The organism is Aquimonas voraii (assembly GCF_900101825.1).
GTDB lineage: Bacteria > Pseudomonadota > Gammaproteobacteria > Xanthomonadales > Xanthomonadaceae > Aquimonas > Aquimonas voraii.
The window spans coordinates 147,826-174,092 of record NZ_FNAG01000005.1 but is presented as its reverse complement, the minus strand read 5'-3'; the positions used below and the strand labels follow the sequence as shown (position 1 = coordinate 174,092).

The 26,267-nt window shown below is 69.5% G+C and carries 23 protein-coding genes and 1 tRNA gene; 14 read left to right on the top strand and 10 right to left on the bottom strand.

Translation table 11 applies throughout. The annotated features are described in order from the left end of the window. The first annotated feature begins 72 nt into the window (after nucleotides 1-72). From BLP83_RS10590 to zapE, 3 genes are all read left to right on the top strand, one after another. On the top strand, nucleotides 73-1,902 hold the full coding sequence (locus BLP83_RS10590; protein ID WP_091242339.1) for an ExeM/NucH family extracellular endonuclease: 1,830 nt from the start codon (nucleotides 73-75) through the stop codon (nucleotides 1,900-1,902). Between the two features lie 75 nt (nucleotides 1,903-1,977). Next, nucleotides 1,978-2,649, top strand: coding sequence for an alpha/beta hydrolase (locus tag BLP83_RS10585; protein ID WP_091242556.1), 672 nt, complete (start codon nucleotides 1,978-1,980; stop codon nucleotides 2,647-2,649). Continuing rightward, on the top strand, nucleotides 2,646-3,758 hold the full coding sequence (gene zapE / locus BLP83_RS10580) for a cell division protein ZapE (protein WP_091242336.1): 1,113 nt from the start codon (nucleotides 2,646-2,648) through the stop codon (nucleotides 3,756-3,758). Before BLP83_RS10585 ends, zapE begins: the two co-directional genes overlap by 4 nt. Nucleotides 3,759-3,822: 64 nt before the next feature. Here zapE and BLP83_RS10575 read toward each other — a convergent pair whose 3' ends face one another. Both BLP83_RS10575 and BLP83_RS10570 read right to left on the bottom strand, forming a co-directional pair. Continuing rightward, nucleotides 3,823-5,484: a Na/Pi symporter gene (locus BLP83_RS10575; protein ID WP_091242333.1), complete on the bottom strand. Its 1,662-nt coding sequence runs from the start codon at nucleotides 5,482-5,484 to the stop codon at nucleotides 3,823-3,825. 9 nt (nucleotides 5,485-5,493) lie between these two features. Further along, complete coding sequence (locus BLP83_RS10570) at nucleotides 5,494-6,036, bottom strand: GNAT family N-acetyltransferase (RefSeq protein WP_091242330.1); 543 nt, start codon at nucleotides 6,034-6,036, stop codon at nucleotides 5,494-5,496. Nucleotides 6,037-6,192: 156 nt separating this feature from the next. Here BLP83_RS10570 and BLP83_RS10565 point away from each other — a divergent pair, with 156 nt between their 5' ends. Continuing rightward, nucleotides 6,193-6,807 carry a helix-turn-helix transcriptional regulator gene (locus BLP83_RS10565; RefSeq protein ID WP_176764127.1) on the top strand — a complete coding sequence of 205 codons (615 nt, stop codon included), beginning with the start codon at nucleotides 6,193-6,195 and terminating at the stop codon, nucleotides 6,805-6,807. 99 nt (nucleotides 6,808-6,906) lie between these two features. Next, entirely contained in the window at nucleotides 6,907-8,004 is a 1,098-nt protein-coding gene (locus BLP83_RS10560) for a PQQ-dependent sugar dehydrogenase (protein WP_091242326.1), read from the top strand. Nucleotides 8,005-8,064: 60 nt separating this feature from the next. On the opposite strand, the gene BLP83_RS10555 is transcribed toward BLP83_RS10560, so the two are convergent. Beyond that, nucleotides 8,065-8,141 (bottom strand) — tRNA-Met (locus tag BLP83_RS10555). A 210-nt stretch (nucleotides 8,142-8,351) separates the two neighbouring features. Between BLP83_RS10555 and BLP83_RS10550 the strand changes: the two genes are divergently transcribed. The 3 genes from BLP83_RS10550 to bfr all read left to right on the top strand — a co-directional run bounded on the left by BLP83_RS10550 (nucleotide 8,352) and on the right by bfr (nucleotide 9,880). Continuing rightward, nucleotides 8,352-8,960: an RNA pyrophosphohydrolase gene (locus tag BLP83_RS10550; RefSeq protein ID WP_091242554.1), complete on the top strand. Its 609-nt coding sequence runs from the start codon at nucleotides 8,352-8,354 to the stop codon at nucleotides 8,958-8,960. A 78-nt stretch (nucleotides 8,961-9,038) separates the two neighbouring features. Then, nucleotides 9,039-9,221: a (2Fe-2S)-binding protein gene (locus BLP83_RS10545; RefSeq protein WP_091242323.1), complete on the top strand. Its 183-nt coding sequence runs from the start codon at nucleotides 9,039-9,041 to the stop codon at nucleotides 9,219-9,221. Between the two features lie 188 nt (nucleotides 9,222-9,409). Then, nucleotides 9,410-9,880: a bacterioferritin gene (bfr, locus tag BLP83_RS10540; RefSeq protein WP_091242320.1), complete on the top strand. Its 471-nt coding sequence runs from the start codon at nucleotides 9,410-9,412 to the stop codon at nucleotides 9,878-9,880. A 131-nt stretch (nucleotides 9,881-10,011) separates the two neighbouring features. Here bfr and BLP83_RS10535 read toward each other — a convergent pair whose 3' ends face one another. Both BLP83_RS10535 and BLP83_RS10530 read right to left on the bottom strand, forming a co-directional pair. Then, the gene (locus BLP83_RS10535) at nucleotides 10,012-12,483 is read right to left on the bottom strand and encodes an ATP-binding protein (protein WP_245680013.1); all 2,472 of its coding nucleotides are present in this window, start codon (nucleotides 12,481-12,483) and stop codon (nucleotides 10,012-10,014) included. 2 nt (nucleotides 12,484-12,485) lie between these two features. Continuing rightward, a complete protein-coding gene (locus BLP83_RS10530; protein ID WP_091242318.1) occupies nucleotides 12,486-15,158 on the bottom strand; it encodes an EAL domain-containing response regulator in 2,673 nt (890 codons plus the stop codon). A 206-nt stretch (nucleotides 15,159-15,364) separates the two neighbouring features. Here BLP83_RS10530 and BLP83_RS10525 point away from each other — a divergent pair, with 206 nt between their 5' ends. The 4 genes from BLP83_RS10525 (at nucleotide 15,365) to nudC (ending at nucleotide 18,041) form a co-directional block, all read left to right on the top strand. Next, complete coding sequence (locus BLP83_RS10525; RefSeq protein WP_143006645.1) at nucleotides 15,365-16,108, top strand: DUF6776 family protein; 744 nt, start codon at nucleotides 15,365-15,367, stop codon at nucleotides 16,106-16,108. A 52-nt stretch (nucleotides 16,109-16,160) separates the two neighbouring features. After that, nucleotides 16,161-16,574 carry a bactofilin family protein gene (locus BLP83_RS10520; RefSeq protein WP_091242550.1) on the top strand — a complete coding sequence of 138 codons (414 nt, stop codon included), beginning with the start codon at nucleotides 16,161-16,163 and terminating at the stop codon, nucleotides 16,572-16,574. 155 nt (nucleotides 16,575-16,729) lie between these two features. Further along, complete coding sequence (gene erpA / locus BLP83_RS10515; RefSeq protein WP_091242313.1) at nucleotides 16,730-17,089, top strand: iron-sulfur cluster insertion protein ErpA; 360 nt, start codon at nucleotides 16,730-16,732, stop codon at nucleotides 17,087-17,089. Nucleotides 17,090-17,108: 19 nt separating this feature from the next. Continuing rightward, nucleotides 17,109-18,041 carry an NAD(+) diphosphatase gene (gene nudC / locus BLP83_RS10510; RefSeq protein ID WP_091242311.1) on the top strand — a complete coding sequence of 311 codons (933 nt, stop codon included), beginning with the start codon at nucleotides 17,109-17,111 and terminating at the stop codon, nucleotides 18,039-18,041. A 45-nt stretch (nucleotides 18,042-18,086) separates the two neighbouring features. On the opposite strand, the gene BLP83_RS10505 is transcribed toward nudC, so the two are convergent. The 5 genes from BLP83_RS10505 to BLP83_RS10485 form a co-directional block, all read right to left on the bottom strand. Next, entirely contained in the window at nucleotides 18,087-18,947 is an 861-nt protein-coding gene (locus BLP83_RS10505; RefSeq protein WP_091242308.1) for a ParB/RepB/Spo0J family partition protein, read from the bottom strand. 12 nt (nucleotides 18,948-18,959) lie between these two features. Next, entirely contained in the window at nucleotides 18,960-19,748 is a 789-nt protein-coding gene (locus BLP83_RS10500; protein ID WP_091242548.1) for a ParA family protein, read from the bottom strand. A 68-nt stretch (nucleotides 19,749-19,816) separates the two neighbouring features. After that, on the bottom strand, nucleotides 19,817-20,476 hold the full coding sequence (gene rsmG / locus BLP83_RS10495; RefSeq protein ID WP_425389004.1) for a 16S rRNA (guanine(527)-N(7))-methyltransferase RsmG: 660 nt from the start codon (nucleotides 20,474-20,476) through the stop codon (nucleotides 19,817-19,819). 81 nt (nucleotides 20,477-20,557) lie between these two features. Then, nucleotides 20,558-21,007, bottom strand: coding sequence for an SPFH domain-containing protein (locus BLP83_RS10490; RefSeq protein WP_091242305.1), 450 nt, complete (start codon nucleotides 21,005-21,007; stop codon nucleotides 20,558-20,560). Between the two features lie 224 nt (nucleotides 21,008-21,231). After that, nucleotides 21,232-21,873 carry a TetR/AcrR family transcriptional regulator gene (locus BLP83_RS10485; protein ID WP_091242304.1) on the bottom strand — a complete coding sequence of 214 codons (642 nt, stop codon included), beginning with the start codon at nucleotides 21,871-21,873 and terminating at the stop codon, nucleotides 21,232-21,234. A gap of 104 nt (nucleotides 21,874-21,977) precedes the next feature. Between BLP83_RS10485 and BLP83_RS10480 the strand changes: the two genes are divergently transcribed. Both BLP83_RS10480 and BLP83_RS10475 read left to right on the top strand, forming a co-directional pair. Further along, nucleotides 21,978-23,108, top strand: a complete 1,131-nt coding sequence (locus BLP83_RS10480; protein ID WP_091242302.1) for an efflux RND transporter periplasmic adaptor subunit — start codon at nucleotides 21,978-21,980, stop codon at nucleotides 23,106-23,108. A gap of 6 nt (nucleotides 23,109-23,114) precedes the next feature. After that, nucleotides 23,115-26,180: an efflux RND transporter permease subunit gene (locus tag BLP83_RS10475; RefSeq protein WP_281187124.1), complete on the top strand. Its 3,066-nt coding sequence runs from the start codon at nucleotides 23,115-23,117 to the stop codon at nucleotides 26,178-26,180. The last annotated feature ends 87 nt before the right edge of the window (nucleotides 26,181-26,267 follow it).

Sequence of the window (26,267 nt, the reverse complement as noted above, 5' to 3'; positions counted from 1 at the left end):
CCGGCTCAGCCGTCCGCTTCCACGACGCCGCCCGCGAGGCGGCGTCGTCGTCTCTGCAGGAACCCGCCGCCGATGAACCTGCCCCGCCTTTCCCGTCTCGCTCTGCTGCTTGCCCTGCCCCTGCTGCCGGCCTGCACGCCCTCGCAGGACAGCGCCCAGGTCCCCACCTCCCCGCGCCGGATCGGCGAACTGCAGGGCAGCGGGGAACGCAGCCCCTTCGAGGGCCAGCGCCTGCGCATCCAAGGCGTGGTGACCGGCAATTTCGGTGGCTTGGGCGGCTTTTTCCTGCAGGACGCGGTCGGCGAGGACGATGGCGACGCCGCCACCTCGGACGGAATCTTCGTGCAGTGGCCGCGTGAGTCCGAGCCGCGTGTGCGCCGCGGCGATCGGGTGCGGGTGAACGCCGTGGTCAGCGAACTGGGCCCCGAAGGCGCCACCATGACCACCCTGACCGAGGCCAAGGTCGAGGTGCTGGGCCGCGGCGCCGCCGCCGCGGTGGTGATCGGCGAGGCGCCCACCCGCGCCGCGGACCACGAGCGCCATGAGGGCATGTGGCTGCGCATCGAGGCGCCGCTGACGGTGAGCGGCAACGATGGCCTGCTGCGTTTCGGCGAACTCGCAGTGAGCTTCGGAGAACGCCTGCGCCAGGTCACCGATGTGTTCCCGCCCGGTGCCGAGGCCCGCGCCTTCAGCCAGGAGCAGGACCGCCGCAGCCTGATCCTCGATGATGGCCGCCGCGGCGAGTATCCGGAGCGCCTGTGGTTCCTGCCCGAACCGCTGTCCCACGCGGCCCCGCTGCGTGCCGGCAGCACCCTGGCCGGCGCCGAGGGCTTGCTGGAACAGCGCGGCAACCGCTGGGCCCTGCAGCTGCGTCGTGACCTGGTGATCACGGCACAGGCGCCAAGGCCACAGCCGCCGAGCCTGCAGGACGGCCTGCGCGTGGCCAGCTTCAACCTTGAGAATTTCTTCAATGGCAACGGCCGCGGCGCGGGCTTCCCGACCCCGCGTGGTGCCGCCAGCGCCGAGGATCTCGCCCGCCAGCGCGCCAAGCTGGTGCAGGTGCTGTCGACGGCGCGCGCCGACGTTGCCGGCTTGGTCGAGGTCGAGAATGACGGCTACGGTGCGCGCAGCGCGCTCGCCGAGCTGGTCGACGCGCTCAACGCGGCGATGGCGGAAGCCGCGGGCGATCCGGCCGCGGGCGACTACCGCTTCGTCCGCACTGCCGAAGGGCTGGGCGAGGACCAGATCCGGGTGGCACTGATCTACCGCAGCGGCGCGGTCGAGCCGATCGGCGAGCCGGCAGCGCTGTACGGCGGCGCCTTCGAGCGCGGCAGCCGCGTGCCCCTGCTGCAGACCTTCAAGCCCCTGGCGGGCGGTGCTCCCTTCTCGGTGGTGGTGAACCACTGGAAGTCGAAGGGCGGCTGCGAGAATGCCGAGGGCGGCGACCGCGATCTTGGCGATGGCCAGGCCTGCTGGAACGCCGCGCGCGTCGCCGCCGCCCGCGAGTTGCTGCAGTGGCTGGACAAGGACCCCAGCGGCGGCGCTGACGGCGGTCGCCGGCTGATCGTCGGCGACCTCAATGCCTACAGCCAGGAGGACCCAGTGCGCCTGCTGCGCAATGCCGGTTACCGCGATGCTTTGGAACTGGCCGGACGCAGGGACCAGTTCAGCTACAACTTCCGCGGCTACGCCGGCAGCCTGGACCATGCGCTGGCCAGTCCGGCCTTGGCCAGCGAGGTGCGTGACGCCAGGATCTGGGCGATCAATGCCGACGAAAGCGAAGCCTTCAAATACCGCAGCCACGCCCGTAATCCCGACTGGTACAGCGCCGAACCCTGGGCCAGCTCGGACCACGACCCCCTGATCCTAGTGCTGCGCCAGCCCCGTGCCGATGCGAGCTGAGCGTAGAATCCGGGCGCCGCAGCCGCTTGGACAGGCGCCCCGATCCCCTTCCTCCGTGATCCGCCGATGACCGCCGTGACTGCCCCCGCCCAGTTTCCGGACAGCACCGCCGAACTGCTCCTGCCCGGCCCGGCCGGCGCACTCGAAGTCGTCACCGATGTGCCGGAGCCGGAGCTGGCCCGGGCCGGCACGGCGATCCTCTGCCACCCGCATCCGCTGCACAGCGGAACCATGCACAACAAGGTGGTGACCATGGCCGAGCGCAGCCTGCGCGAGCTCGGCCTGCGTACGGTGCGCTTCAATTTCCGCGGCGTCGGGGCCTCGGAAGGGCAGTACGACGACGGCCGCGGCGAAACGCTCGACCTGCTGGCGGTGGCGGAGTGGGTGCACAAGGTGCGTCCGAACGACGCGCTCTGGCTCTGCGGCTTCTCCTTTGGCAGCTACGTGGCCCTGCTCGGCGCCCGCCATCTGCCAGTGAGACAGATGATCTCCATCGCACCGCCGGCCGGGCGCTGGGATTTCTCGGCCGTGCTGCCGCCGACCTGCCCCTGGCTGGTGGTGCAGGGCGAAGAGGACGACGTGGTCGAGCCGCAGGCCGTCTACGACTGGGTCGACAGCCTCCCGGAAAGGCCGACCTTGGTGCGCATGCCCGAGACCGGACACTTCTTCCACCGTCGCCTGATGGACCTCAGAGGCGCGATCAAGAACGGCGTGCGCGCCAACCTGCCGCCGCTGCTGAATCCGTGAGCGCGGCGGCGCCGGCCCAGGCTGCCCCGACAGGCCCGACCCGCGCCTATCTTGACGGCGCCGCCGCCGGCCGTTGGCTGCAGGACCCGGCTCAGCTCGCCGCCCTGCGCGAGCTGGAGCGCATCCACGCCGCCCTGCTCGATCCGCCGAAGGCCGGGCTGCTCGACCGCCTGCGCGGGCGCCGGCCGCCGCCGCCGCGCGGGCTGTACCTCTGGGGTGGGGTGGGCCGCGGCAAGACCTTCGTGGTCGATCTGTTCTACGAGCAGCTGCCGATTGCCGCCAAGCGCCGCGTGCACTTCCACCGCTTCATGACCGAGGTGCACGAACGCCTGCGCGCCCTGCCCGGCCGCTCGGATCCACTTGCCGAGGTCGCCGAAGACCTGGCCGACGAGATCCGGCTGCTTTGCCTCGACGAGTTCTTCGTGGTCGACATCGGCGACGCGATGATTCTCGGCCGCCTGCTGCAGCACCTGATCGCGCGCGGCGTGTGCCTGGTCACCACCTCGAATACGGTGCCGGACAATCTCTATCGCGACGGCTTGCAACGCGAACGCTTCCTGCCGGCGATCGCCCTGCTGAATGCGCACTGCGTGGTCCATGAGATCGCCAGTGCCACCGACTACCGGCTGCGTAATCTGCGCCAGGGCCGTACTTGGCTGGTGCCGGACGACGACAGCGCCGAAGCCGAGCTGCACGCACTGTTCGAGCGCCTGACGGTCGAGGCCGAGCCCGGCGGCGCGCCTTGCGAGATCAATGGGCGGACGGTCCCCTGCCGGCGCCAGGCCGAGGGCGTGGCCTGGTTCGACTTCGCCGCGCTCTGCGAAGGCCCGCGCGCGGTCGCCGACTACATCGAACTGGCGCGCGACTTCCACACCGTGCTGCTGTCCGGCCTGCCGCAGCTGGATGTGAGCCGCGACAATGCGGCGCGCCGCTTCGTGCACCTGGTCGACGAGTTCTACGACCGCGCCGTCAACCTCGTGGTCGCAGCCGCTGTGCCGATCACTGGAATCTACGTCGGCGAACGCCTGCGCCACGAGTACGAGCGCACGACCAGTCGCCTGATCGAGATGCAGAGCGAGGATTACCTCGGCCGCGAGCACCGTCCGTGAGGCGTGCGAGTGAGCGCTCCCGGCTCGATCGTGTCAGGTCCCGGAGGCCGATTCGCGCTGAAGCTCAGCCCGAGGCCGCTTCGACCACACCGAGGCTCGCAGGCTCCAGCAGATGGGCGTTGAGGGCCCGCAGCAAGGCCTTGGCCGATGAGTGCAGCTCGCGATTCACGTTGAAGAGCGTCGACAGCTCCAGCTCGTCCAGCTGTCGCTGGCCCGCGCTGCGATAGAGGTCCGCAAGCACGCGGTCGCGGGTCTCGCGGATCTCGTTGCGCAGATGCGAGAGTGCCTCGACCGTGCTGGTTTCGGACTGGTCAGGCTGCAGGCCGTCGAGGCGCTGGTAGAACTGCTCGGCCTGCCGTTCGAAGCGCTGCAGCCAACGATCGGTCGGCTCGCGCAGAGCCATGCGCAGATCAACGAGATTGCCGCGGATGTCCTTGATCGACTTGGCCGAGATCACCGCATCGCGCACCGCCTGCAGCTGGGCGTTCAGACGCCGCAGCAGCTCGGCCGGCAGTTCGCGGGTCTCAAGCTCCAGCACGTACTCGGCGAGTTCGCCCTCGAGTCGCTTCAGGCGCTCGTAGCGATCACCGTAGCTGCGCCTGCCGTCGGCCGGGTCGCGCGCGTCCACGTCCAGCCAAGGGCTGCGCTCGGGCGGGTGCAGGCGCAGGGCGTAGCGGTTGAGGCCGATCGCCATGCACAGGCCGCGCCGGGCCTCCTTCTCGACCGCTTCGACCGCCGCCTCGGGCACCTCGGGACCAGCGCCGTGCAGGTAGCGGTTGACCTGCAGTTGAGCGCCCTGGAAGCGCGCCTGCAAGACGCGCGCAGTCCTGCCGATGAGGGGCCAGACCAGCACGATGCCGAGCACGTTGTAGCTGGTGTGGAAAGCCACCAGCCGCAGCAGGGGATCGGCCAGTGCCGGCAGGAGGGCCAGCGCGCCCAGCAGTGGCTGGATCAGCAGCAGGGCCAGCAAAGCCTTGAACAGGTTGAAACCGACGTGGGCCGCGGCGACGCGTTTCTTGTCGGGACTGCCACCGAAGGCACCGATCAGGGCGGTGACGGTGGTACCGACGCCGGTACCGGCAGCAAAGGCTGCAGCCGCTTCCAGACCCAGCACCCCGCCGTGAAGGGCTGAGAGCGCGATCATCATCGCCGCCGAACTGGACTGGATCACCGCGGTCACGCCGATGCCGAGCAGGGCCATTGCCCACAGCGGCAAGTTGGCGAATGGACTGACATCGAACTGGGCCGCGAACTCATCCACGCCCTGCTTCATCAGGTCGAGGCCGAACAGCAGCAAGCCGAGCGCCACAACCAGGGCGGCGAACTCGCGCAGGCGCGCGCCCTTGGGCAGCAGCACACTGCCCAGCCCGCCCACCCCCAGCAGAGCCAGGGCGAGCGAGGACAGATCGAGCTTGAGGCCAAGCGTGGCGACCAGCCAGCCGGTGGTCGTGGTGCCCAGATTGGCGCCCAGGATGACTCCGATCGCGCCAGCCAGCGGCAGGATGCCGGCGCCGACGAAGGCCAGCACCAGCAGTAAGACAAGCGAGCTGCTCTGCACGATCGCGGTCACCGCGGTGCCGACGGCAACGCCGCGAAACGGAGTGTTGGCGTGATCGCGGACGAAACGACGGAAAGTGACGCCGGCCAGGGCGGAAATGGCCTCTTCCAGCAGCTTCATGCCGAGCATGAACAGGCCCAAGCCAGCGAGAAGGGGCAGCAAGTCCATGGGCGGGCTTCAGGCCGGAGGTGGGGCAAGTATGCCCGGCTCGGCGGCCGGCTCACCCTCGGCAAGACGTTTCTGCAGCCAGGCGACGTCCCACCAGCGGCCCTGCTTGTAGCCGGCGCGCTCGAACACGCCGACCGGCCGGAAGCCCTCGCGCTGATGGAAGGCGAGGCTGCGGGGGTTGGGCTGGACGATCACCGCCAGCGCATTGAAATATCCGCGGGCGGCAAGCCGCGGCAGGAGGCGGCCGTAGAGCGCGCGGGCCAGCCCCTGCCCCTGCGCGACCGGCGCGAGATAGACCGAGACCTCGCAACTGTAGCGGTATGCAGCGCGCTCTCGATGCGGGCCGCCGTACGCATAGCCGAGGGCCTCGCCTCCCTCTTCCGCCAACCACCAGTCCCAGCGCGCGCGCGACGAAGCGATCCGCCCGGCAAAGGTCTCGACGCTGGGACATTCCAGCTCGAAGCAGTGGCCCGGGGCCTCCACCCAGGGCCGGTAGATCGCCAGCAACCGCTCGGAGTCCGTGGTTTCGGCGGGGCGCAGGATCAAGCTCACGGTGTGCGGCTCCCTACCATGGTCAACAGGCGAATGTGATCGATCTCAAGCGTGGGCTGCGCCGCCGAGTCCAGACTGGCACGGTCTTCGGCGGACGATTGTGCGATGACCTGCGCCTCCTGCCAGCTCCAAACACCCACGCGGATTGCGCTTGCCGTGCAGCGACCGCTGTTGCGGCGTGGAGTGCTGGCCTGGCTGGACGAACGTTTTCCGCAGGCAGAGGTGGAGGTGGTCGAGGACATTTCCCAGCTGTTGCCGGCGCTGCAGCTGCGGCGCCCGCGTCTGCTGCTGACCGAGGCCTGGGTGCTCTCCCGGGTAGCGATTCCCCCGGCCCTGCTGCCGCGCGTGCTGCTGTTGGGCCCGGGTCCCCAGGTCTGCATGCCGCCGCGGCCAGAGCACCTTGCCTTCTGCGCGCAGATCGGCGACGGGCTCGATGAGTCGACCCTGTGCGTTGCCTTGGAGCAGGCGATCGGCTGCGAGCGCCCGCATGCCATCCACTGCGCCAGCGACGCCTGCGAACTCCGCATCCGCCTGCAGCCCGCCACGCTGGGCCTGAGCGCGCGCGAGATGGAAGTGTTCCAGCGCCTCGGGGCCGGTGAAGCGCCGCGCGAGATCGCGGCCGCACTGGGCCTGTCGGTGAAGACGGTCGAGCACTACCGCGCACAGATCAAGGACAAGCTCGCGTTGCGCGATTCGCGCGAATTGCTGGAGTTCGCCGTGCTCTGGCTGCGCGGCCTGGCCAGCCGCCCCTCGCAGCTGCGCGGCCAGTGAATCGGCGCGCCGGGCCTCGGCCCCTGCGCGCGCGCCTGCACCTGCCGGCCACCCTCGGCACCGCTATGCTGGAGCGCTCCCTGGTCCACAAGGCTTCGCATGCGCTCCGGTCTGCTGATGCTGCTCGCCCTGCTGTTCGCGCCGTCGACACGCTCGGAGACCGCCGAACTGCGCGTCGAGACCCTGGCCGAGGGCCTTGAGCTGCCCTCCTCGGTGGCCGAACTGCCCGATGGCCGCCTGTTGGTCAGCGAGCGTGCGGGGCGCCTGCGGCTGTGGACGCCCGCGGGCCTGTCGGCGCCGCTCGCCGGCCTGCCCAAGGTCCGCTTCGCCGGCCAAGGCGGCCTGCTGGAGGTGCTGCCCGACCGCGACTTTGCGGACAACCGCGCCGTATACCTGAGCTATGCCGCCGGCAGTCGTCGCGCCAATGGCACCCGGCTGGCGCGGGCGACGCTCGGTGAGGCCGGCCTGGTCGATCTGCGCGAGATCTTCGTCGCCCGCCCCGACAAGCCCACCGACGCGCACTTCGGCGGACGCATGGCGCAGCTCGCCGACGGCAGCCTGGTGCTGACGCTCGGCGACGGCTTCAGCCTGCGCGAGTCGGCGCAGGATCTGCGCAGCCACCTTGGCAAGCTCGTGCGGGTGAACCCTGACGGCAGCGTGCCGGCAGACAACCCCTTCGTCGGCCGCGAGGACGCCCTGCCCGAGATCTACAGCCTGGGCCACCGCAACGTGCAGGGCATCGCTTTCGATCCTGCGCGGGCGACCCTGTGGTCGCATGAACACGGCCCGCGCGGCGGCGATGAGCTGAATCGCATCGAGCCCGGCCAGAACTACGGCTGGCCGGTGACCACCGCGGGCCTCGACTACAGCGGCGCGCAGATCAGCCCCTTCATCGACTACCCCGGCATGCGTGCACCGGTGCACGGCTGGACGCCGTCGATCGCGCCATCCTCGCTCGCCGTCTACCGCGGCTCGGCCTTCGCGCAGTGGCAGAACGACCTGCTGGTGACCGCGCTGGCGGGACGCGCCCTGCATCGCCTGCGTCTGGACGCGGACGGCCGCGTGCAGGAGGAAGAAGTCCTGTTGCGCGATCTCGGTGAACGTCTGCGCGATGTGCGCGTGGATGCCCAAGGACGCGTGCTGGTGCTCACCGACGGCGCCAGAGCGCGCCTGCTTCGACTGTCGCCTGCGCCGTAAGCCTTCTCTGCTCTCCGCCATTCGCGCACAAAAAACCCCGCGTATTCGCGGGGTTGTATGTGGTGGCTATGGGTGGACTCGAACCACCGACCCCAGCATTATGAGTGCTGTGCTCTAACCGGCTGAGCTACATAGCCACGGGCCATCGAGCGCGCAGAGGCCACCCGAGGGCCGCGCATTTTGCGCGCGCAGGTGCGCGTGGTCAAGCGACAGGAGACGGCGCCGGGCCATGGCTCGCCGCGGTCCCGCGCTAGGGTTCAAGTTGCCGTGGGTCGAAGCGCGCGTGTTGTGGCGCTTCCTGCCGGTGTGGCACAGTCCCCGGCATCTTGAGTTTGGAGCCCCGTTCCGTGATTGATCCGGACGGCTATCGCCCGAACGTCGGCATCATCCTGATGCACTCCACCGGCCAGGTGTTCTGGGCGCGTCGGGTGACCCGCGATGGCTGGCAGTTCCCGCAGGGCGGCATGAACAGTGATGAAACCCCGCTGGAGGCGATGTACCGGGAGCTGGACGAGGAAGTGGGCCTGAAGCCCCACCACGTCGAGCTGCTCGGTGCGACCCCCGGCTGGCTGCGCTACCGCCTGCCGCGACGCTGCGTGCGTCCGGGCAAGCGCCCGCTGTGCATCGGCCAGAAGCAGGTGTGGTTCCTGCTGCAGCTGACGGCGCAGGAGTCCGAGGTCCGGCTCGACGCGCACGACACGCCCGAGTTCGACAGCTGGCGCTGGGTCGACTTCTGGTACCCGTTGGAGCACGTCGTCAGCTTCAAGCGGCGCGTCTATGCCCAGGCGCTGAAACACCTCGCGCCCTATGCCGAGCGGGCCAGCGGTGCGCAGCTGATGCCGCTGGCGCCGCCGACTCTGGAGGCCGATGTCGCTGTACCCCGGCGCGAGCGGCGAGCCGCTGCGCGTGAAGCGGCGGGCCTGGGCGGTCGCTCTCCGGTGGGCGCCGGACGCTGAGGGCACCGAAAGAATCGTTGTTGACACTCATTCGTATTTGCGTTGGAATGGCGCCAGTTCCCAGCTCGGGCCCCAGCCATGTACGTCTGCCTGTGCCACGGCGTCACCGACAAGGCGATCCGCGAGGCCGCACAAAGCGGCGTCGAGGGCTTGGACGAGCTCACGGCCACCACGGGCTGCGGCGGCAGCTGCGGTTGCTGCAAGGAGCTCGCGCTGCAGATCCTGGACGAACACCGCAGCGTCCTGCCGATGGTGGTTTGAGGGCCCCCGCACGGTCCTTCCTCCCATTGCCCGTTGGCAGCAGCCTGGCGCGGACCCGGCCGCGTCGCCTGGCAGATTCCGGCTCCTCCCCTTGACCGCCCGGGCGTGAGAATGCTTCCGATTGGGCTTTCGCCCTGAGCGAGCCAGCCCCGCTAGAGTAGGCGGCCAACCCACCCGGGAGACGCCCCATGAAAGGCGACAGCAAGGTCATCGAGCATCTGAACCGCGCGCTCTACAACGAGCTGACAGCGATCAACCAGTACTTCCTGCACGCCCGCATGCTGCACAACTGGGGGCTGAAGGAGCTGGGAGATCACGAATACCGCGAGTCGATCGACGAGATGAAGCATGCCGACACGCTGATCGAGCGCATCCTGTTCCTCGAAGGCCTGCCCAACCTGCAGCAGCTGGGCAAGCTGCTGATCGGCGAGAACCCGAAGGAAGTGCTGGAGTGCGACCTCAAACTGGAGCAGGCGGCTGTGCCCGATCTCAAGGCCGGCATCGCCCACTGCGAGCAGGTCGGCGATTACGTTTCGCGCGATCTGCTCACCGACATCCTTGAGTCGGAGGAAGAGCACATCGACTGGATCGAGACCCAGCTCGACCTGATCCAGCGGCTGGGCGAGCAGAACTATCTGCAGACCAAGCTCGGCGGCTGATCGCCGGCAGCGACGAGATCCAAGGGCCCGCTCCATGCGGGCCCTTGTGTTTCAGGGGACACGTCCATCAGCGGCGAAGGCGGCCGCGCATGCGCCCGGCACTTCGCATCGGGCGCAACCCGCGCGAACCGCTAGGACAGCAGGGCGCGCAGGGCACTCTCGACGCGCAGGAACTCGGCAACGAGACGCGCCACCAGCACCTGCGGCTGACTCAGGGTGCCGGCCCTGCCGCCGTGCTCGATCTGGCGCGCCAGTTCAGACATGTCTAGTGCCCCCAGGTTGGCGCTGGTCGACTTCAGCGAGTGGGCCGCGGCGATGAGGGTAGGCGTATCGCTGCTGTCGGCAGCCGCCTGCAGACGCTCCAGGGTGCGCGGGGTGTCTTCCAGGAAGACCCGGATCAACGACAGGAACTCGGGCCCCATCACCTCGCGCAGATCCTCGACCACTTCGGTGTTGAGCGCGGGCCCACTGGCGGTCGCAAAGCTCGGCGTCGCCGCAGCTGCTGGGCGTGCGCCGGTGGCCGGCGCAGCCGCCGCCGCTGGCGCCGCAGGACGCGGCGGGGCGGCAGCAGCGGGCGCCGGGCTGGGGCTGGCGGTGTCGCGATAAGGCGAACGCGCCAGCCAGGCGGCCAGCGTCGCATTGAGTCTGGCGCGGTCGAGCGGCTTGGTCAGGTAGTCGTCCATGCCGGCATCGAGGCACTTCTCGCGATCGCCGATCATGGCGTTGGCGGTCATCGCGATGATCGGCAGCCGCGGCAGCCCGGCTTCGGCCTCGATCTGGCGGCGCCGGCGCGCCGCCGTGTAGCCGTCCATGACCGGCATCTGGCAATCCATCAGGACCAGCGCGTAGCGGCCCTGCTTGAGGCGCTCCAGGGCTTCCTGACCGTTCTCGGCGGAATCGACCTCCAGGCCGGCGAGGCTGAGGATGCGCATCGCGACCTGGCGGTTCACCGGGTTGTCTTCGACCAGCAGGGCGCGACCGCTCAGGGCGCCGGCGGGCGCGAGCTGCGCGGCGACCGGGACCACCGGCGCCGGCGCACTCGGCACTGCGGCGGGGGCAGCGCGACGCGGCGGCTCCGCGGCAGCTGGCGGGGCCGCTGCGGGGCTCGGCCGCGGCGCAGGCACCGGGTCGATGTGGACATCGGCAAGCGTGCTCACCGGCAGGCTGGCGGTGACCTCGCCCTCCATGATCTTGGCCAGCTGCCGGCGCATCTCGGGCTCTGGAAGGGCGCGCGCCAGCGGCAGCGAACGCCCGCCCTCGGCGAGGTCGGCCGGCGCCGGCTCATCGCCCTTCAGGTAGACGATCTGCAGTTTGGCCAGTGCGTCCTCGCGCAGGATGCTGCGATGCAGGCCCACCGCCGTGGTGCGCACGCTGACCAGGTCCACAAGCAGGAGGTGGAAGGCCCAGTTGCCGGAGCGCTGGGCGGCGGCGCGCAGCTTGAACAGGGCGTCCTGCGCACCGCTGGCGTGGACCAGGGTCACGCCCCAGTTCGAGGCGGCGAGTGCGAGTTTGCGTTGGAGGGCGGCATCGGCGGTCACCAGCAGCACGCGCGAGCCGCCGAGTTCACGACGCTCGACCTCCATGTCGCCCACCGCCTTCAGCAGCGGCACCTGGAACCAGAAGGTCGAGCCACGGCCAGGCGTGCTGTCGACCCCGATCTGTCCGCCCATGAGATCGACAATACGTTTGCAGATGACGAGGCCGAGGCCGGTGCCACCGAAGGTACGCGTGGTGCTGGCATCGGCCTGCGAAAAGGCCTTGAAGAGGCGGGCTGCGGCCTCGGGGGCGATGCCGACGCCCGTGTCGGTGACTTCGAAGCGGATCTCGTGGTGGGTGCGCGTCTCGCCACGGCGGCTGACCATCACCGAAACGCTGCCGCGCTCGGTGAACTTGATCGCGTTGCTGAGCAGGTTGGTGAGGATCTGCCGCAACCGCACCGGATCGCCGCGCATCGCCAGACGCACCGCCGGATCGATCTGCATCGACAGGCGCAGGTTCTTCGCGTCGGCCGGGGTGTCCATCAGGCGCATGACGCCGTCGAGCACCTCGCGCAGGTTGATGCCGACGGTTTCCAGTTCGAGCTTGTTCGCTTCGAGCTTGGAGTAGTCGAGGATGTCGTCGACGATGCGGAGCAGCTGCTGGGCTGACTGCAGGGCGGTGTTGAGGTAATCGCGCTGGTCGTCGCTGAGGCGCGTGGACAGCAGGATGTCCAGCAGCGGGATGATGCCGTTCAGCGGCGTGCGGATCTCGTGGCTCATGGTGGCGAGGAACTCGCCCTTTGCCATCGTCGCCGCCTCGGCCGCGTGCTTGGCTTCCGAGAGCTCGCGCTCGAGCTTGCGGGCCTGCGCCAGCTCCTCCTTCAGGTGCGCGAGTTCGGCCGGATCCGCCAGCAGCGAGGGCTCGCGGCGGGGGCCCGTTGGCGCCGGGGCGGAAGCGGAGGCACTGCCGAGCAAGCCGCCCAGGGCGGCCGCCAGGCCCCCGCCGACGGCGAGCGCGGCGGGCAGCGCGCCCGTCACGTCCAGCGGCAGCAGTACCAGGAGGCCTGCAGCCGTCGCGATGAACCCACCGCCGACCACCAGTGCACGGGAAAGGGCGGGCGACACGCTCAGAGCACCGCCGCCTGGAAATCGAACTCCAACTCGCGCGCGGCCTGCTGCACCAGGTTGCCCTGGATGTAATCGATGCCGCTCATCCACAGGGTGGCCGCCGCCTGGGCGTCCTCGACGCGCTGACCGATCACCTGCAGCCCATGGCGGTGGCCCAGTTCCACCAGGCCGCGGAGTTCGTCACGCAGGGCCGGGGTCTGCGCAGCAGCCAAGTACTTGGGCGCCAGTTTGACGAAGGACAGCGGCAGTCGCTTGAGCAGGCTTTGAGCCGAACTCTCACCATCGAAGCGGCTCAGGCAGAACTGCACGCCCAGCGGCATCAGCTCGCGGCAGAAGGCCTCGACGGCCTCGGCGCGGGCCTCGACATCCTCCAGCGGCAGTTCAATCACCAGGGTCTCGCCCGGCACCTGGCGGGCGGCCAGCTGGGCGCGTATCCACTCCGCCTGGCCGGGCGACAGCAGGCTGCCGGCCGACTGGCTGACGAACAGGCGCACCGGCCGCGCGCCGCTGCGACGCTGGTCGATCATGCGTACGGCCTGGGTCAGCACCCAGCGGTCGACCTCAAGGATCAGGTCGGCGCTTTCGGCCAGCGGCACGATCGCCGCGGCCGGATGCAGACGGCCGTGGTCGTCGCGCAGGCGCAGCAGGGTCTGGTACTGGGCATCGTCACCCCCCTGCAGGGCCACGATAGGCTGGTAGAGCAGTTCGAAGCCGTCGGTGTCGATGGCGTTGCGGATCAGGCCCAGCAAGGCGCTGGTCTGCGCCTCGGCGGCGCGCTGCGGCGGGGCGAAGCGGTGCACGCCGCGGTCGCCGCTACGCGCCTCGCGGGCGGCGCGCTCTGCAGCATTGAGCATGGCGCCGGCGTCGGCGAAGTTGTGCTTGAAGGAGGCGATGCCGGCCACGGCGCGCAGCCGGATCGGCTTGCCTTCGGCCTTGAAGGGATGGGTGATGAGGGTGTTGCGCAGGTCCTGCGCAAGCCGTTCAAGAGCCGCCTCGTCGCGCTCGTGCGAGTAGACGACGAAGCAGCCGTCGCTGTAGCGGCAGGCCAGGTCGCCCTCACCGATCCCCTGACTGATCTGGCTGCCGGCTTCCGCCAGCAGCTGCTCCAGCGTGGTGAGGCCATAGCGCTCGCGCAGCTGCGGCGCGCCTTCGATCTCAAGGAACAGCAATCCGCCCGGCTGGTTGCGGACGTTGTCCGAGGCCAGGGTCTCGGCCAAGCGGTCGAGCATGTAGCTGCGCCGGTGCAGCCCGGTGACCGGGTCACGAGGATCGCGCAGCTGGGCGCGCTCCTGCACCGCGCGGGCGCGGCGCACGCGGTTGTTGACCGCGGCGATCAGGTGCTTGGGCCGGATCGGCTTGGACAGGAAATCGTCGCCGCCGGCCGACAGCGCCTCGAAGTGCTTGTCCTGGTCGCTCTCGCCGGACAGGAAGACGATCGGCGTGTGCAGGAACTCCTCACGCTCGCGGATCAGTGCGGTCAGCTCGGTGCCGTCGCAGTGAGGCATGTAAAGGTCCATCAGCACCAGGTCGGGCCGGAACTCCTCCATCGCCTGCAGCACATCGAAGGCCTCGTGCACCGAACGCACTTCCATGCCGGCGTTGCGCAGGATCGACTCCGCGAAAAGCGCCTGCGAGCGGTCGTCCTCGACCACGAGGATGCGGTAGGTGGCCTCGCCCGCCGACACCAGCAGCTCGGCCAGCTTGGCCATCACCGCCTCGGCGCCCTCCGGCCGCACCAGCAGGGCATCGGCGCCGGCACGCCGCGCGACCAGCCGCGCCGGGATGCTGTCCTCGTTCGAGATCACCAGCATGGGCAGACGCGTGGCGGTGCGCTCGCGGGTGGCGCGCAACACCGCACCCACGCCTTCGATCTCGTTCATGAAAGCGGCGTCCACGATCACCAGATCGGGCGCCAGCGCGTTGAGAATTTCCTTGAGCTCCGCGGGCGACTCCAGCAGCTCCAGCTCGTAACCCTGGGCTTCGAGGCGCTGGTCGAGTTCGCAGGCCAATTCGCCGCCATCGGTCAGGTGGTAGATCCGCCGGCCGCTGCCGGGCCGGACGGTGGGCGTCACCGCGCGAGCCGGTCTGGCCTGGGCGGCTGCGGTGTCCGCGGAGACTGGCGTACGCAGGAGGGGCGCAGACGGCTCAAGGTCCGCTGTCTTCGGCGTCGCGGAGGTCGCAGCAGGCACCAGGGCTTCCGCCGCGGGCGGGGCATCGCCCGCCCAGCGCCGCCAATAGTTTGGCGGGGGTGTCTCGGCATGCAGCGGGCCCTTGGGCTCGGTCGCAGCGGGCGCGGCCGCCACTTCCTCACGCGCGGCGGCACTCGGCAGCTCATCGACCACGGCTTCGCCCGCGTGCGCAGCCAGGCTGTCGAGCAGGGCCAGCAGATGACCGTTGCCGGCTTCGTCCGGCAGACCGCCGGAGTCGGCCAACTCGTCCAGCAGGGTTTCGAGCATCAGCAGCTGCTCGCTGGCTTCGAGCGCTCCGTAGCGACCGCTGGCGCCGGCGAGCCGCTGTACGTCCTCGTGCAGCAGGCTCAAGCCGTTGATGTCCCAGCCTTCAGCGCAGAATCGCCGGGCGCGCCGGCAGAGCGCCTCGATCCGCTTGGGCAGATGGCGCAGGAAGGCGAGTCGGAGTTCGGTGCGCTGCTGGCTTTCGTCCTGCGCGTACATGGCTTTCCAAGGCTGCGTTCACGGTAGACGCCCGCCGGAGACGCCAGATGTCCCGGGATGCGCCCGAACTATACCCACACGCACGGCGCGCGGGCAGCCATGGCGGAATGCAGTTTCTGTGCTCGCGGACCGGGTTGTGCCGGGCCCGTGTGTAAACCGGCGCTGCAGCCCCGATAATCGACGGCCCCGTCATGGCTGCGAAACGCATGAGTTCGGACAGTCCCTTCATCATCGTCCCCCGCGAGGCGGCCCGGCAGCGCCGGCGCTGGCCGCTTCTGGTCCTGCTGTGGGCGCTCTCCCTGATGGCTGTGGCTTGGAGCGTCGACCACTGGCGCCCCGGCCAAGCCGGGGCGCAGGGCGAGTCGCCCGCGGAGCTGCGCGAGACGATCTCCAGTCTGCAGGCGCGCCTGGACGACTTGCGTCAGCGCAACCTGAGGCTGAAGCGTTCGGACGACATCAGCCGCGAGGCCAATCAGCTGTTGCAACGGGACATCGCCGAGCGCGACGAGCGGATCGCCTCGCTGGAAGCCGATGTCGCCTTTTACGAGCGCCTGGTGGGCGGCAGCGGCCAGCGCCAGGGCCTCTCGATCCACAGCCTGAGCCTGCAGCCCGAGCCCAGCGGCGCCTGGCACTTCCGTCTGACCCTGACCCAGAACGTCAAGAAGACCCAGCTCTCGCGCGGCACGATCTCGATCCGGATCGAGGGCGTGAAGGATGGCGAGATGGCCGAACTGGGCTGGTCCGAGCTCACCGATGCAGACAGACCGCGGCCGCAGTTCGCCTTCAAGTACTTCCAGCAGATCGAGGGCAATGTCCTGCTGCCAGCCGGCTTCACTCCGCATCGGGTGCAGGTGGGCATCGAGGGCGAAGCCGGCCGAGCCGAGCGCGGCTTTGCCTGGGCCGAGGTCGTCCCCGGCGCCGATCAGACCGAGGCCGGGCCGACATCCTGAGGCCTCGACCCGCTGGAACCCCCGAATCCTTACTTCCAAGAGAGGCATGACCATGTTCGGAAGCGACAAGAGCAAGCAGGGACGCCCCAGCAGTACCGGCGTCGAAACCCTGATCGGGCCGCGCGTGGTGATCCGCGGCGATGTCCATTTCAGCGGCGGCCTCTACATCGAGGGCCGAGTCGAGGGCGCGGTGATCGCGGACGAGTCCGACCCGAACGCTCTGGTCACGCTGGCAGAGCGCGGCAGCATCGAGGGCGAGGTTCGCGCGCCACACGTCGTGGTGAATGGCCAGCTGCACGGCGACATCCACTCCAGCCAGCGGATCGAGCTGGCGGCCGCGGCGCGGGTCGAGGGCAATGTCCACTACCACACGGTGGAGATGCAGGCAGGCTCGATGCTGACCGGCCGGCTCATCCATGTCGGCGCCGAACCCAAGCGCCTCGGCGGGCCGGAAACCAGCGACTGAGGCGGTGGGCACCTGCCGGAACACCGCACAGCCCAGGCGAGAGAGCCGCGTTCAGCCGGAGACGACATCCGCCTGGCCGCGCTGGCTTAGGCTTGTAGGCTGAACGTTCCGTCGCCATCTCCGACCCCGTCCCCCCGCATCGCCCGAAGGCCGCCATGTCCAGCGCTCCGAGCTACCAGACCATCGACGCCCCCCTGCTGTTCACCGATTCGGCCGCGGCCAAGGTGCGCAGCCTGATCGACGAGGAAGGCAACCCCGAGCTGAAGCTGCGTGTCTACATCACCGGCGGCGGCTGCTCCGGATTCCAATACGGCTTTGAGTTCGACGAGAACCAGGCCGAGGACGACCTGGCGGTGGAGCGCAGCGGCGTCACCCTGCTGGTCGACCCGCTGAGCCTGCAGTACCTGATGGGCGCCGAGGTCGACTACACCGAGAACCTGTCCGGCGCGCAGTTCGTCATCCGCAACCCCAACGCCAAGACCACCTGCGGCTGCGGCTCTTCGTTCTCGGCCTGAGCCCGGGCTGCTTCGGACGATGAACCTGCCGCCGGAGCGTAGCCAGCGCAACCTGTTCACCGCGCTGGCCCTGGACCGTGCCGGCGAGCGTCGCGAGGATGCCGCGTGGCTGGCCGAGGCCTGGTTGCGCGGCCGCGTGCTGTGCGTCGACTTCGAGGGACGCGCACTGCTGGAGAACGGCCGCCTGCTGCACTGGCCCTCGACCCGCTTTGGCGAAGCGAGGCCTGTCGATGCGAGCTTCCTCGGCCTCGAGGGCGAAATGCCTTGGTTCGCCCTGCCCGCCCAGATGGGCGCAGAGATCGATGTGCCGGAACACAGCCAGTGGCTGGGCCTGCGTGAAGCCGCCGCCCAGCTCTCCACGTTCGAAAGCGGCCTGTTCGCCTATGCCAAGGCCCTGCTGCTGTGGCAGACCCGCGCCCGCTTCTGCGGCGCCTGCGGCCAACCCACCGTGCTGCGGCGCGCCGGCCACAGCGCGCGCTGCACTTCGCGAGACTGCGGCCTGGAAGTGTTCCCGCGCCTCGATGCGGCGATCATCGTGCTGGTCGAGCACGAGGGCCGCTGCCTGCTCGGTCGCCAGGCCGGCTGGCCGGCCAAGCGCTACTCGACGCTGGCAGGCTTCGTTGAGCCGGGCGAGTCGCTGGAGGACGCGGTGCGCCGCGAGGTCATGGAGGAAGCCGGCGTAGCCGTGGCGCACTGCCAATACCACAGCTCGCAGCCCTGGCCCTTTCCGGCCTCGCTGATGCTCGGCTTCATCGCCCAGGCATCGAATGCGCAGATCGCCATCGGCGAGGAGCTTGAGGACGCGCGCTGGTTCGAGCCCGAGGTGCTGATCGAGGCCATCGAACAGGGCGAACTGCGACTGCCTCCGCCGATCTCGGTGTCGCGCCGGCTGATCGAGGACTGGCTGGAGTCGCGCGGCTGGCCACTGCCGGCGCATCTCGCTCTGCGCTGAGCGGCGCGCGGCCGACCCCGCCCATGGGCAGCGGGATGGAGCGGATCAGCGGCGGATTTTCTCCAGGATGCCTTCCAGCTCGTCGAGGCTGAAGTACTCCACCACCAGCTTGCCGCGGCCGCCGCGGCCGTGCTGCACGGCCACCTTGGCCGAGAGCAGCTCGCCAAGCTCGCGCTCGAGGTTCTGGATGTCAGGATCCGGCTTCTTCGGCGCCGGCGCGGGCTGGCTCTCGCCGCGCTGGATGGCCTGCACGCGGCGCTCGATCTCGCGCACGGACCACTGCTCCTCCGCGGCCTGGCGCGCCAGCGCCTCGGCCTTGTCCGCCGGCAGGGTCAGCAGCGCGCGCGCATGGCCCATCTCGATGCGACGCGCCTCGACCAGCTTGCGGATCGGCTCGGGCAGTTCCAGCAGGCGCAGCAGATTGCTGACCGCGGCGCGCGAGCGGCCGACCGCTTCCGCCGTCTGCTGGTGGGTCAGCTGGAACTCGTCGATCAGGCGCTGCAGGGCCAAGGCCTCCTCCAGCGGATTGAGGTCCTCGCGCTGGATGTTCTCGATCAGCGCCATCGCCAGCGCGGCATGGTCGTCGCTCTCGCGCACCACGCAGGGCACCTCGCGCAGCTCGGCGAGCTGGGCGGCGCGCCAGCGGCGCTCGCCGGCGATGATCTCGTAGCGGTCGCGTGCGATCGGGCGGACGATGATCGGCTGGATCAGGCCCTGCGCGCGAATCGAGTCCGCCAGCTCCTGCAGGCGCTCGCGATCCATGTGGCTGCGCGGCTGGTACTTGCCCGGCTGCAGGGCTTCGATGGGCAGCTCGCGCAGGCGCTCCGGCTCCGCGTTGGAGCGTTCGTTGCCGCCGCCCAGCAGGGCATCGAGGCCGCGGCCGAGGCCGCGCTTCTTGGCACTCATGTCAGGCCTTGGTCAGTGGTGTTCGGTGTGCGCCGCGGGATGCTTCTCGCGACGGATCATCTCGCCGGCCAACCCGAGGTAGGCGATGCTGCCGCGCGAGGCCCGGTCGTAGCTGATGATGCTCTGACCGTGACTGGGCGCCTCGGCCACACGCACGTTGCGCGGGATCATGGTGCGGAAGACCTTGTCGCCGAAATGCTGGGTCAGCTGCGCGGACACATCGTTGGCGAGGTTGTTGCGCACGTCGTACATGGTCCGCAGGATGCCCTCGACTTCCAGCTGCGGGTTCAGCCGCGACTTCACCGCGCGGATCGTGTCCATCAGCGCCGACAGGCCTTCCAGCGCGAAGTATTCGCACTGCATCGGCACCAGCACGCCATGGGCAGCGGTCAGCGCGTTCAGGGTCAGCAGGTTCAGCGAGGGCGGGCAGTCGATCAGGATGTACTGGTAGCGGTCTGCAACCTGGGCCAGGCACTCCTTCAGGCGCTGCTCGCGCGCCATGGCGTCCATCAGCTTCACTTCGGCCGCGGTCAGGTCGGTGTTGCCGGGCAGCACGTCGAAGCCGCCGGAGGAACCAACGATGGCCTCGGCGATCGGTACTTCCTCGAGCAGCACATCACAGCCGGTGTGGGGGACCTCGTTCTTCTCGACGCCGCTGGCCATGGTGGCGTTGCCCTGCGGGTCCATGTCGACCAGCAGCACGCGCTTGCGCGCCTCGGCCAGCGCCGCCGCGAGGTTGACCGCGGTCGTGGTCTTGCCGACGCCGCCCTTCTGGTTGGCGATTGCGATGATCCGGGCCATCTCGACTCCGTGCTGTGCTGCCGTGCCGTCCGCCTGCGCCATCGCCGCAGGATGCGTGCCGTCGCCGCTCATGCCATCTCCCGCTTCAGCACCAGCAAGTGGCGCTCGCCTTCGACCTCGGGCACCTCCAGCCGGCGCGAGCGCTCCAGCCTCCATGTCGGGGGCAGCGCCGCCAGCTCCTCGGCGGGCCACTGGCCCTTCATCGCCAGCAGCCGGCCCTCGGGCTTGAGCAGGTGCCCGCCGAAGGCGATGAGCTGGGCAAGACTACCCAAGGCGCGCGCCGAGAGACAGTCATAGCGGCCGGGCTCATCGACCTGCTCGGCGCGACAGTCGAACACGCGCACGTTGGCAAGCTTCAGCTGGCGAACGACCTCGCGGAGGAAGCGCGCCTTCTTGCCCACGGGCTCGACCAGGCTGACCGCGAGCTGCGGGCGCACGATCGCCAGCGGAATCCCGGGCAGGCCGGCACCGCTGCCGATGTCGACCAGGGCGCCCTCGGCGGGAAGATCGGCGAGGATGCTCAGGGAGTCCAGCAGGTGCAGGCCCAGCATCTGCTGTGGATCGCGCACGGCGGTGAGGTTGTAGGTGCCGTTCCAGCGCTGCAGCAGCGCCAGGTAAGCCAGCAGGGGCTCCGCCAGGCTTGCATCCACGCCCAGCCGCAGCAGGCCCTCGCGCAGCCGTGGCGCGAGCGCGGCGATCTCGCCGGGCAGTTCGGGAAGGGTAGTCAAGCGGGGGAGGGTGCCTTGCAGGGGGGCGCAAGTATCGGCACGCCGCCGGAGTGACGCAAATCGCTGCCGCCGGAGCTGGGCTCAGGCGCTGGCCGGAAGCACGCAGCGAACCACCCGCAGGCCACGGCTCGCCAGCGCCTCGTTGAGCTGCTGACGCACCTGCTGGTCGAGCCCCGGGGCGTCGGTCTGCGGCAGCGGCAGTCGGCTCAGCGTCTCGCTGGCGGTGCGCTGCACATACTGGTCGATCGACTCCAGTGCTTCGCCGGTCTGCCGCGGATCGATGATCTGGTAGTACACCGCACCGCGCACCGAGGCCTGACCCACCGGCACGGTGTGACCGATCAGGCGCACACGTTGGCCCACGCGCTCGATCAGGGGCAGGACGAAACCCAGTCCCGGAGGCAGGGTGCGGGCATAACGGCCGAAGCGGCGGACCGTGTAGGCGCAGCCCTCCGGCACCCAGCGCAGGCCGGCCAGCAGAAAGGCCAACAAACCCAGCGGCGCGGCGATGATCAGGGCTGAAAAGCTCATTGCATCAAACCTTTGCGAGGCGATTTGCAGAATCACGGTGAGCTTGCGAGGCCAACAGCCTAACCCGCCTGCGATTAACGGCAAATTTACTCCCGAAGAATGCAACCAACTGTGACGCGACGTGCAGATGCGCGCGCAGGCCCCCCCCCGATCGCCAGCACAGGCACGGGAAGAACGTATGCAGGTGGACAACCGGCGGCCAAGCCGCCAAGCAGCGCGGCGACTCAGGCCCGAGGGCTGTAGGCACGCAGGAACAGCTCCAGCACGCTTTCGATGTGCTCGGGGCCTTCGCACTCGCTGCCGCAGAGCGGACAGCCGATCAACTGGCGCATGTGCGCCTCGCCCTTGATCAGGCAGAAAAAATGCCCGGCGGCACGGCGCGGGTCGGGCACATCCAGGCTGCCGGCACGAGTGGCCGCGGTCAGGAAGGCCTCGAAGGCATCAAGAATCCTGCGCGGCCCGGCGGCGTAGAAAAGCTCGGCGAGCTTGCCATTCGACTCGCCCTGTGCCGCCATCATCCGGTAGAAGCTCACCGACTCGGGCGACAGGATCAGACTGTGGAAGCCGGTCGCGATCGCCCGCAGCTGCTCGCGCATCGGACCGCGGCCAGGCTCGGCGCGGAACACCGACTCCGGCAGCTGCTCCTCGCACTTGGCCTTGACGGTCTCGGCGAACAGCGTGTCCTTGTCGCTGAAATGGCTGTACACCGTGAGCTTCGACACCCCGGCCTCGGCAGCGATGGCGTCCATGCTGACGCCATCGAAGCCGCGCAGCGGGAACAGGCGCTTGGCGGCATCGAGGATGGCGGCGCGCTTCTCGGGGTCCTTGGGACGGCCTGGGCCTTTGGCGGAGCGTTGGACTTGCATGGATCTAGTCTAGCGGCACTCACAAATAGAATACTGGACTGGTCAGTATTTTAATTCTAGGCTTCGCCCCACGAATCCCGTTCTTCTCCTATCGAGTCCTCGCCATGGACACGCTTTCGCGCGCCTCCTGCGCCCCCGCCGCGCTGATCCCCGCCCTGAAACTGCTGGCCCTGAGCCTGCTGCTGGTCGGCTGCAGCCCTGAGCCCAACCTGCCGGACCCGGTGCGCCCCGCCATCGTTGTGCAGCCACAGGCCGACGAAGCCGGCTTCAGCGCCTATGCCGGCGAGGTGCGCGCGCGCCACGAGCCCGCCCTGGCCTTCCGCGTCGGCGGCAAGATCAGCCGGCGCCTGGTCGAGGTCGGCGAACGCGTGGCCCGCGACCAGCCCCTGGCCGAACTGGAACCCCAGGACCTCGGCCTGCAGGTCGAGGCCAATCGCGCCCGGCTGGCGGCAGCCGAGTCGGAGCGCGCGCTGGCGCAGTCCGAGTTCACGCGCCAGCAGTCGCTGCGCGAGCGTGGCCTCACCAGCGCTTCTGCTTTCGATGGCGCGCAGGCGCGGCTGCGCGCCGCCGAGTCGCAGGTCGAGGCGGCACGCGCCCAGCTTGAAGTGGCGCGCAACCAGGCGGGCTACGCGGTGCTGCGCGCTCCGGCAGCCGGGGTGATCGCGCAGCGCCTGGCCGAGGCCGGCCAGGTGGTCGCCGCTGGCCAGCCGGTGTTCGTACTGGCCGAGGACGGCGAGCGCGAGGTGGTGATCGCGATCCCGGAGCACGCGATTGCCGACGTCAGCCTCGACCAGCCGGTGCAGATCCAGCTGTGGTCGCAGCGCGAGCGCGCGCTCAGCGGCCGCATCCGCGAACTGGCGCCGGCGGCCGATGCCGCCTCGCGCACCTACGCCGCCAGCGTCGCCATCGCCGACACCACCGAGGGCGTCGAACTCGGGCAGAGCGCGCGGGTGTTCCTGAACGGCGCCAGCAGCGCCGAACTCAAGCTGCCGCTGGGCGCGGTCTCGGCCAGCGAAGGCCAGGCCTTCGTGCTGCGCTTCGAGCCGGCCAGCGGCACTGTGCACAAGCGAGCGGTCAAGCTGGGCGCCTACGGCGAGACCAGCGTGCCGGTGCTGGAAGGCATTGGCGCGCAGGACTGGATCGTCGCCGGCGGCGTGCACCTGCTGCGCGACGGCCAGGCGGTGCGCCCAGTCGACCGCGACAACCGTCCGCTCGATCTTGCTGCCGGGCAGTAAGCCATCATGATCGGCTTCAATCTCTCCGAATGGGCCCTGCGCAACCGCAGCCTGGTGGTCTACGCCATGCTCGGGCTGGCGCTCTTGGGCATCGTTTCCTACGGCCGGCTGGGCCAAAGCGAGGACCCGCCCTTCACCTTCAAGGTGATGGTGGTGCGCACCCTGTGGCCGGGCGCTTCCGCCGAGGAAGTCGCGCGCCAGATCACCGACCGGGTCGAGCGCAAGCTCATGGAGACCGGCAACTACGAATTCATCCGCGCCTACTCGCGCCCGGGCGAGTCGCTGGTGCAGTTCGTCGCGAAGGATTCGCTGCGCTCGAAGGACCTGCCCGAACTCTGGTACCAGGTGCGCAAGAAGGTCGGCGACCTGCGGCCCAGCCTGCCGGCTGGCATTCAAGGACCGTTCTTCAATGACGAATTCGGCGACACCTTCGGCAACATCTATGCGCTGTCGGGCGAGGGCTTCGACTACGCCACGCTGAAGGACTACGCCGAGCGCCTCGAGCTGGAGCTGATGCGCGTGCCCGACGTCGGCAAGATCGAACTGCTCGGACTCCAGCAGGAGCGCATCTGGATCGAGCTCAGCAACACCAAGCTGGCCGCGCTCGGCCTGCCCCTGGCAGAAGTGCAGCGCGCGCTGGACGAGCAGAACGCAGTCGCCGACGCCAGCTTCTTCGAGACCCCCGGCGAGCGCGTGCGCCTGCGCGTGTCGGGCCGCTTCGACGATGTCGAGGACATCCGCGGCTTCCCGCTGCGCGTGGGCGACCGTGACTTCCGCATTGGTGATGTGGCCGAGGTGTTCCGCGGCTTTTCCGACCCGCCGGAACCGCGGATGCGCTTCATGGGCAAGGACGCGATCGGCATCGCCGTATCGATGCGCCGCGGTGGCGACATCATCCGCCTCGGCGAGCGCCTCGAGGACGAATTCCAGCGCCTGCAGCAGACCCTGCCCGTGGGCATGAGCCTGCAGAAGGTTTCGGATCAGCCGGCAGCCGTGCGCGCCTCGGTGCGCGAGTTCGTGCAGGTCTTGGCCGAGGCCGTCATCATCGTGCTGCTGGTGAGCTTCTTCTCGCTCGGCTTCCGCACCGGCCTGGTGGTGGCGCTGTCGATCCCGCTGGTGCTGGCGATGACCTTCGCCGGCATGCACTACTTCGGCATCGGCCTGCACAAGATCTCACTGGGTGCGCTGGTGCTGGCACTGGGCCTGCTGGTCGACGACGCGATCATCGCGGTCGAGATGATGGCCATCAAGATGGAGCAGGGTTTCGACCGCCTGCGGGCCGCCGCCTTCGCCTGGACCTCGACGGCCTTCCCGATGCTGACCGGCACGCTCATCACCGCCGCCGGCTTCCTGCCGATCGCCACCGCCAACTCCAGCACGGGCGAGTACACGCGCTCGATCTTCGAGGTGGTGACCCTGGCCCTGGTGGTGTCGTGGATCGCCGCCGTGGTGTTCGTCCCCTACTTGGGCGACCGCCTGCTGCCCGACTTCCACAAGGGCGGCCAAGCGCATGCGCCCGATCCCTACCAGAAGCCCTTCTACCAGCGCTTCCGCGGTGTCGTGGCCTGGTGCGTCGAACGCCGCTGGACAGTGATCGCGGTGACGGTGCTGGGGTTCGCCGGCTCGCTGGCGCTGTTCCGGCTGGTGCCGCAGCAGTTCTTCCCAGCCTCGTCGCGGCTGGAGCTGATGGTCGACTTCAAGCTGGCCGAGGGCAGCTCTCTGGCGGCTACCGAGGCCGAGGCGCGACGCTTCGAGGCGCTTCTCGCCCAACGCGAAGACATCGAAAACTACGTGGCCTACGTCGGCACCGGCTCGCCGCGCTTCTATCTGCCGCTGGACCAACAGCTGCCGCAGACCGGCTTTGCGCAGTTCGTGCTGCTGACCCGCTCGATCGAAGAGCGCGAAGCCCTGCGCGGCTGGCTGCTGGAGAACCTGCCCCAGCTGTTCCCGCAGGTGCGCACCCGCGTTTCAAGGCTCGAGAACGGTCCGCCGGTGGGCTACCCGGTGCAGTTCCGCGTCTCCGGCGAGCACATCGACGTGGTGCGCAGGCACGCCCACGCCGTGGAGGAGCGCATGCGTGCACATCCCGCCCTGTTCAACGTGCACCTCGACTGGGAGGAGCCGAGCAAGATCGTGCGGCTGGAGATCGAACAGGAGCGCGCCCGCGCGCTCGGCGTCAGCTCGGCCCAGCTCGCCCTGTTCCTGCAGGGCTCGCTGTCGGGCACGCCGGTCAGCACCCTGCGCGAAGACAATGAACAGGTCCAGATCCTGCTGCGCGGGCCGGCCGAGGAGCGCGCCAGCCTGTCCATGCTGGGCAGCCTGGCGGTGCCGACCAGCCGCGGCGGCAGCGTGCCGCTGAGTCAGATCGCGCGACTGGAGTACGACTTCGAAGAGGGCATCGTCTGGCATCGCAACCGCCTGCCGACGGTGACCGTGCGCGCGGATATCGTCGACGGCGTGCAGCCGGCCACCGCGGTCGCCGAACTGGCACCGCGGATGGCCGAGCTGCGGGCCGCACTTCCGTCCGGCTACTTGCTGGAGGTTGGCGGATCGGTCGAGGATGCCGGCCGCGGTTCGCGCTCCATCGCGGCCGGCATGCCGCTGTTCTTCGGAGTGGTCTTCACCCTCCTGATGCTGCAGCTGCGCAGCTTCGGCAACTCGGTGATCGTCCTGCTGACGGCGCCGCTGGGCCTGATCGGCGTCACCGCCTTCCTGCTGCTGTTTGGCCGGCCCTTCGGCTTCGTCGCCATGCTGGGCACCATCGCCCTGGCCGGCATGATCATGCGCAACTCGGTGATTCTGGTCGACCAGATCGAACACGATCTCGCAGAGGGCGTCTCGCCGGTAGAAGCGATCGTCGAGGCGACAGTGCGGCGCTTCCGGCCGATCGTGCTTACGGCGTTGACGGCGATCCTGGCGATGATTCCGCTGTCGCGCAGCGCTTTCTTCGGACCGATGGCGGTGGCGATCATGGGCGGCCTGCTGGTAGCCACGGCGCTCACCCTGCTGTTCCTGCCCGCCCTGTATGCCGCTTGGCACCGGGTCCGTCCGCTGTCGGCCACCCGCGCATGACTCGGCCCCTGCCTTCGGTCACGGTGACTTTCCGCACTGCGGTCGGGGCGACGGGTCGGGCAAGGTGCGGCGTGCATGGATGCGGGG

Coding starts and splice junctions, on each gene's coding strand:
- BLP83_RS10590 (WP_091242339.1), top strand. CDS start 73: ATGAACCTGCCCCGCCTTTCCCGTCTCGCTCTGCTGCTTGCCCTGCCC.
- BLP83_RS10575 (WP_091242333.1), bottom strand. CDS start 5,484: ATGGACTTGCTGCCCCTTCTCGCTGGCTTGGGCCTGTTCATGCTCGGC.
- BLP83_RS10560 (WP_091242326.1), top strand. CDS start 6,907: ATGCGCTCCGGTCTGCTGATGCTGCTCGCCCTGCTGTTCGCGCCGTCG.
- BLP83_RS10545 (WP_091242323.1), top strand. CDS start 9,039: ATGTACGTCTGCCTGTGCCACGGCGTCACCGACAAGGCGATCCGCGAG.
- bfr (WP_091242320.1), top strand. CDS start 9,410: ATGAAAGGCGACAGCAAGGTCATCGAGCATCTGAACCGCGCGCTCTAC.
- BLP83_RS10530 (WP_091242318.1), bottom strand. CDS start 15,158: ATGTACGCGCAGGACGAAAGCCAGCAGCGCACCGAACTCCGACTCGCC.
- BLP83_RS10525 (WP_143006645.1), top strand. CDS start 15,365: ATGAGTTCGGACAGTCCCTTCATCATCGTCCCCCGCGAGGCGGCCCGG.
- BLP83_RS10520 (WP_091242550.1), top strand. CDS start 16,161: ATGTTCGGAAGCGACAAGAGCAAGCAGGGACGCCCCAGCAGTACCGGC.
- erpA (WP_091242313.1), top strand. CDS start 16,730: ATGTCCAGCGCTCCGAGCTACCAGACCATCGACGCCCCCCTGCTGTTC.
- nudC (WP_091242311.1), top strand. CDS start 17,109: ATGAACCTGCCGCCGGAGCGTAGCCAGCGCAACCTGTTCACCGCGCTG.
- BLP83_RS10505 (WP_091242308.1), bottom strand. CDS start 18,947: ATGAGTGCCAAGAAGCGCGGCCTCGGCCGCGGCCTCGATGCCCTGCTG.
- BLP83_RS10500 (WP_091242548.1), bottom strand. CDS start 19,748: ATGGCCCGGATCATCGCAATCGCCAACCAGAAGGGCGGCGTCGGCAAG.
- BLP83_RS10490 (WP_091242305.1), bottom strand. CDS start 21,007: ATGAGCTTTTCAGCCCTGATCATCGCCGCGCCGCTGGGTTTGTTGGCC.
- BLP83_RS10485 (WP_091242304.1), bottom strand. CDS start 21,873: ATGCAAGTCCAACGCTCCGCCAAAGGCCCAGGCCGTCCCAAGGACCCC.
- BLP83_RS10480 (WP_091242302.1), top strand. CDS start 21,978: ATGGACACGCTTTCGCGCGCCTCCTGCGCCCCCGCCGCGCTGATCCCC.
- BLP83_RS10475 (WP_281187124.1), top strand. CDS start 23,115: ATGATCGGCTTCAATCTCTCCGAATGGGCCCTGCGCAACCGCAGCCTG.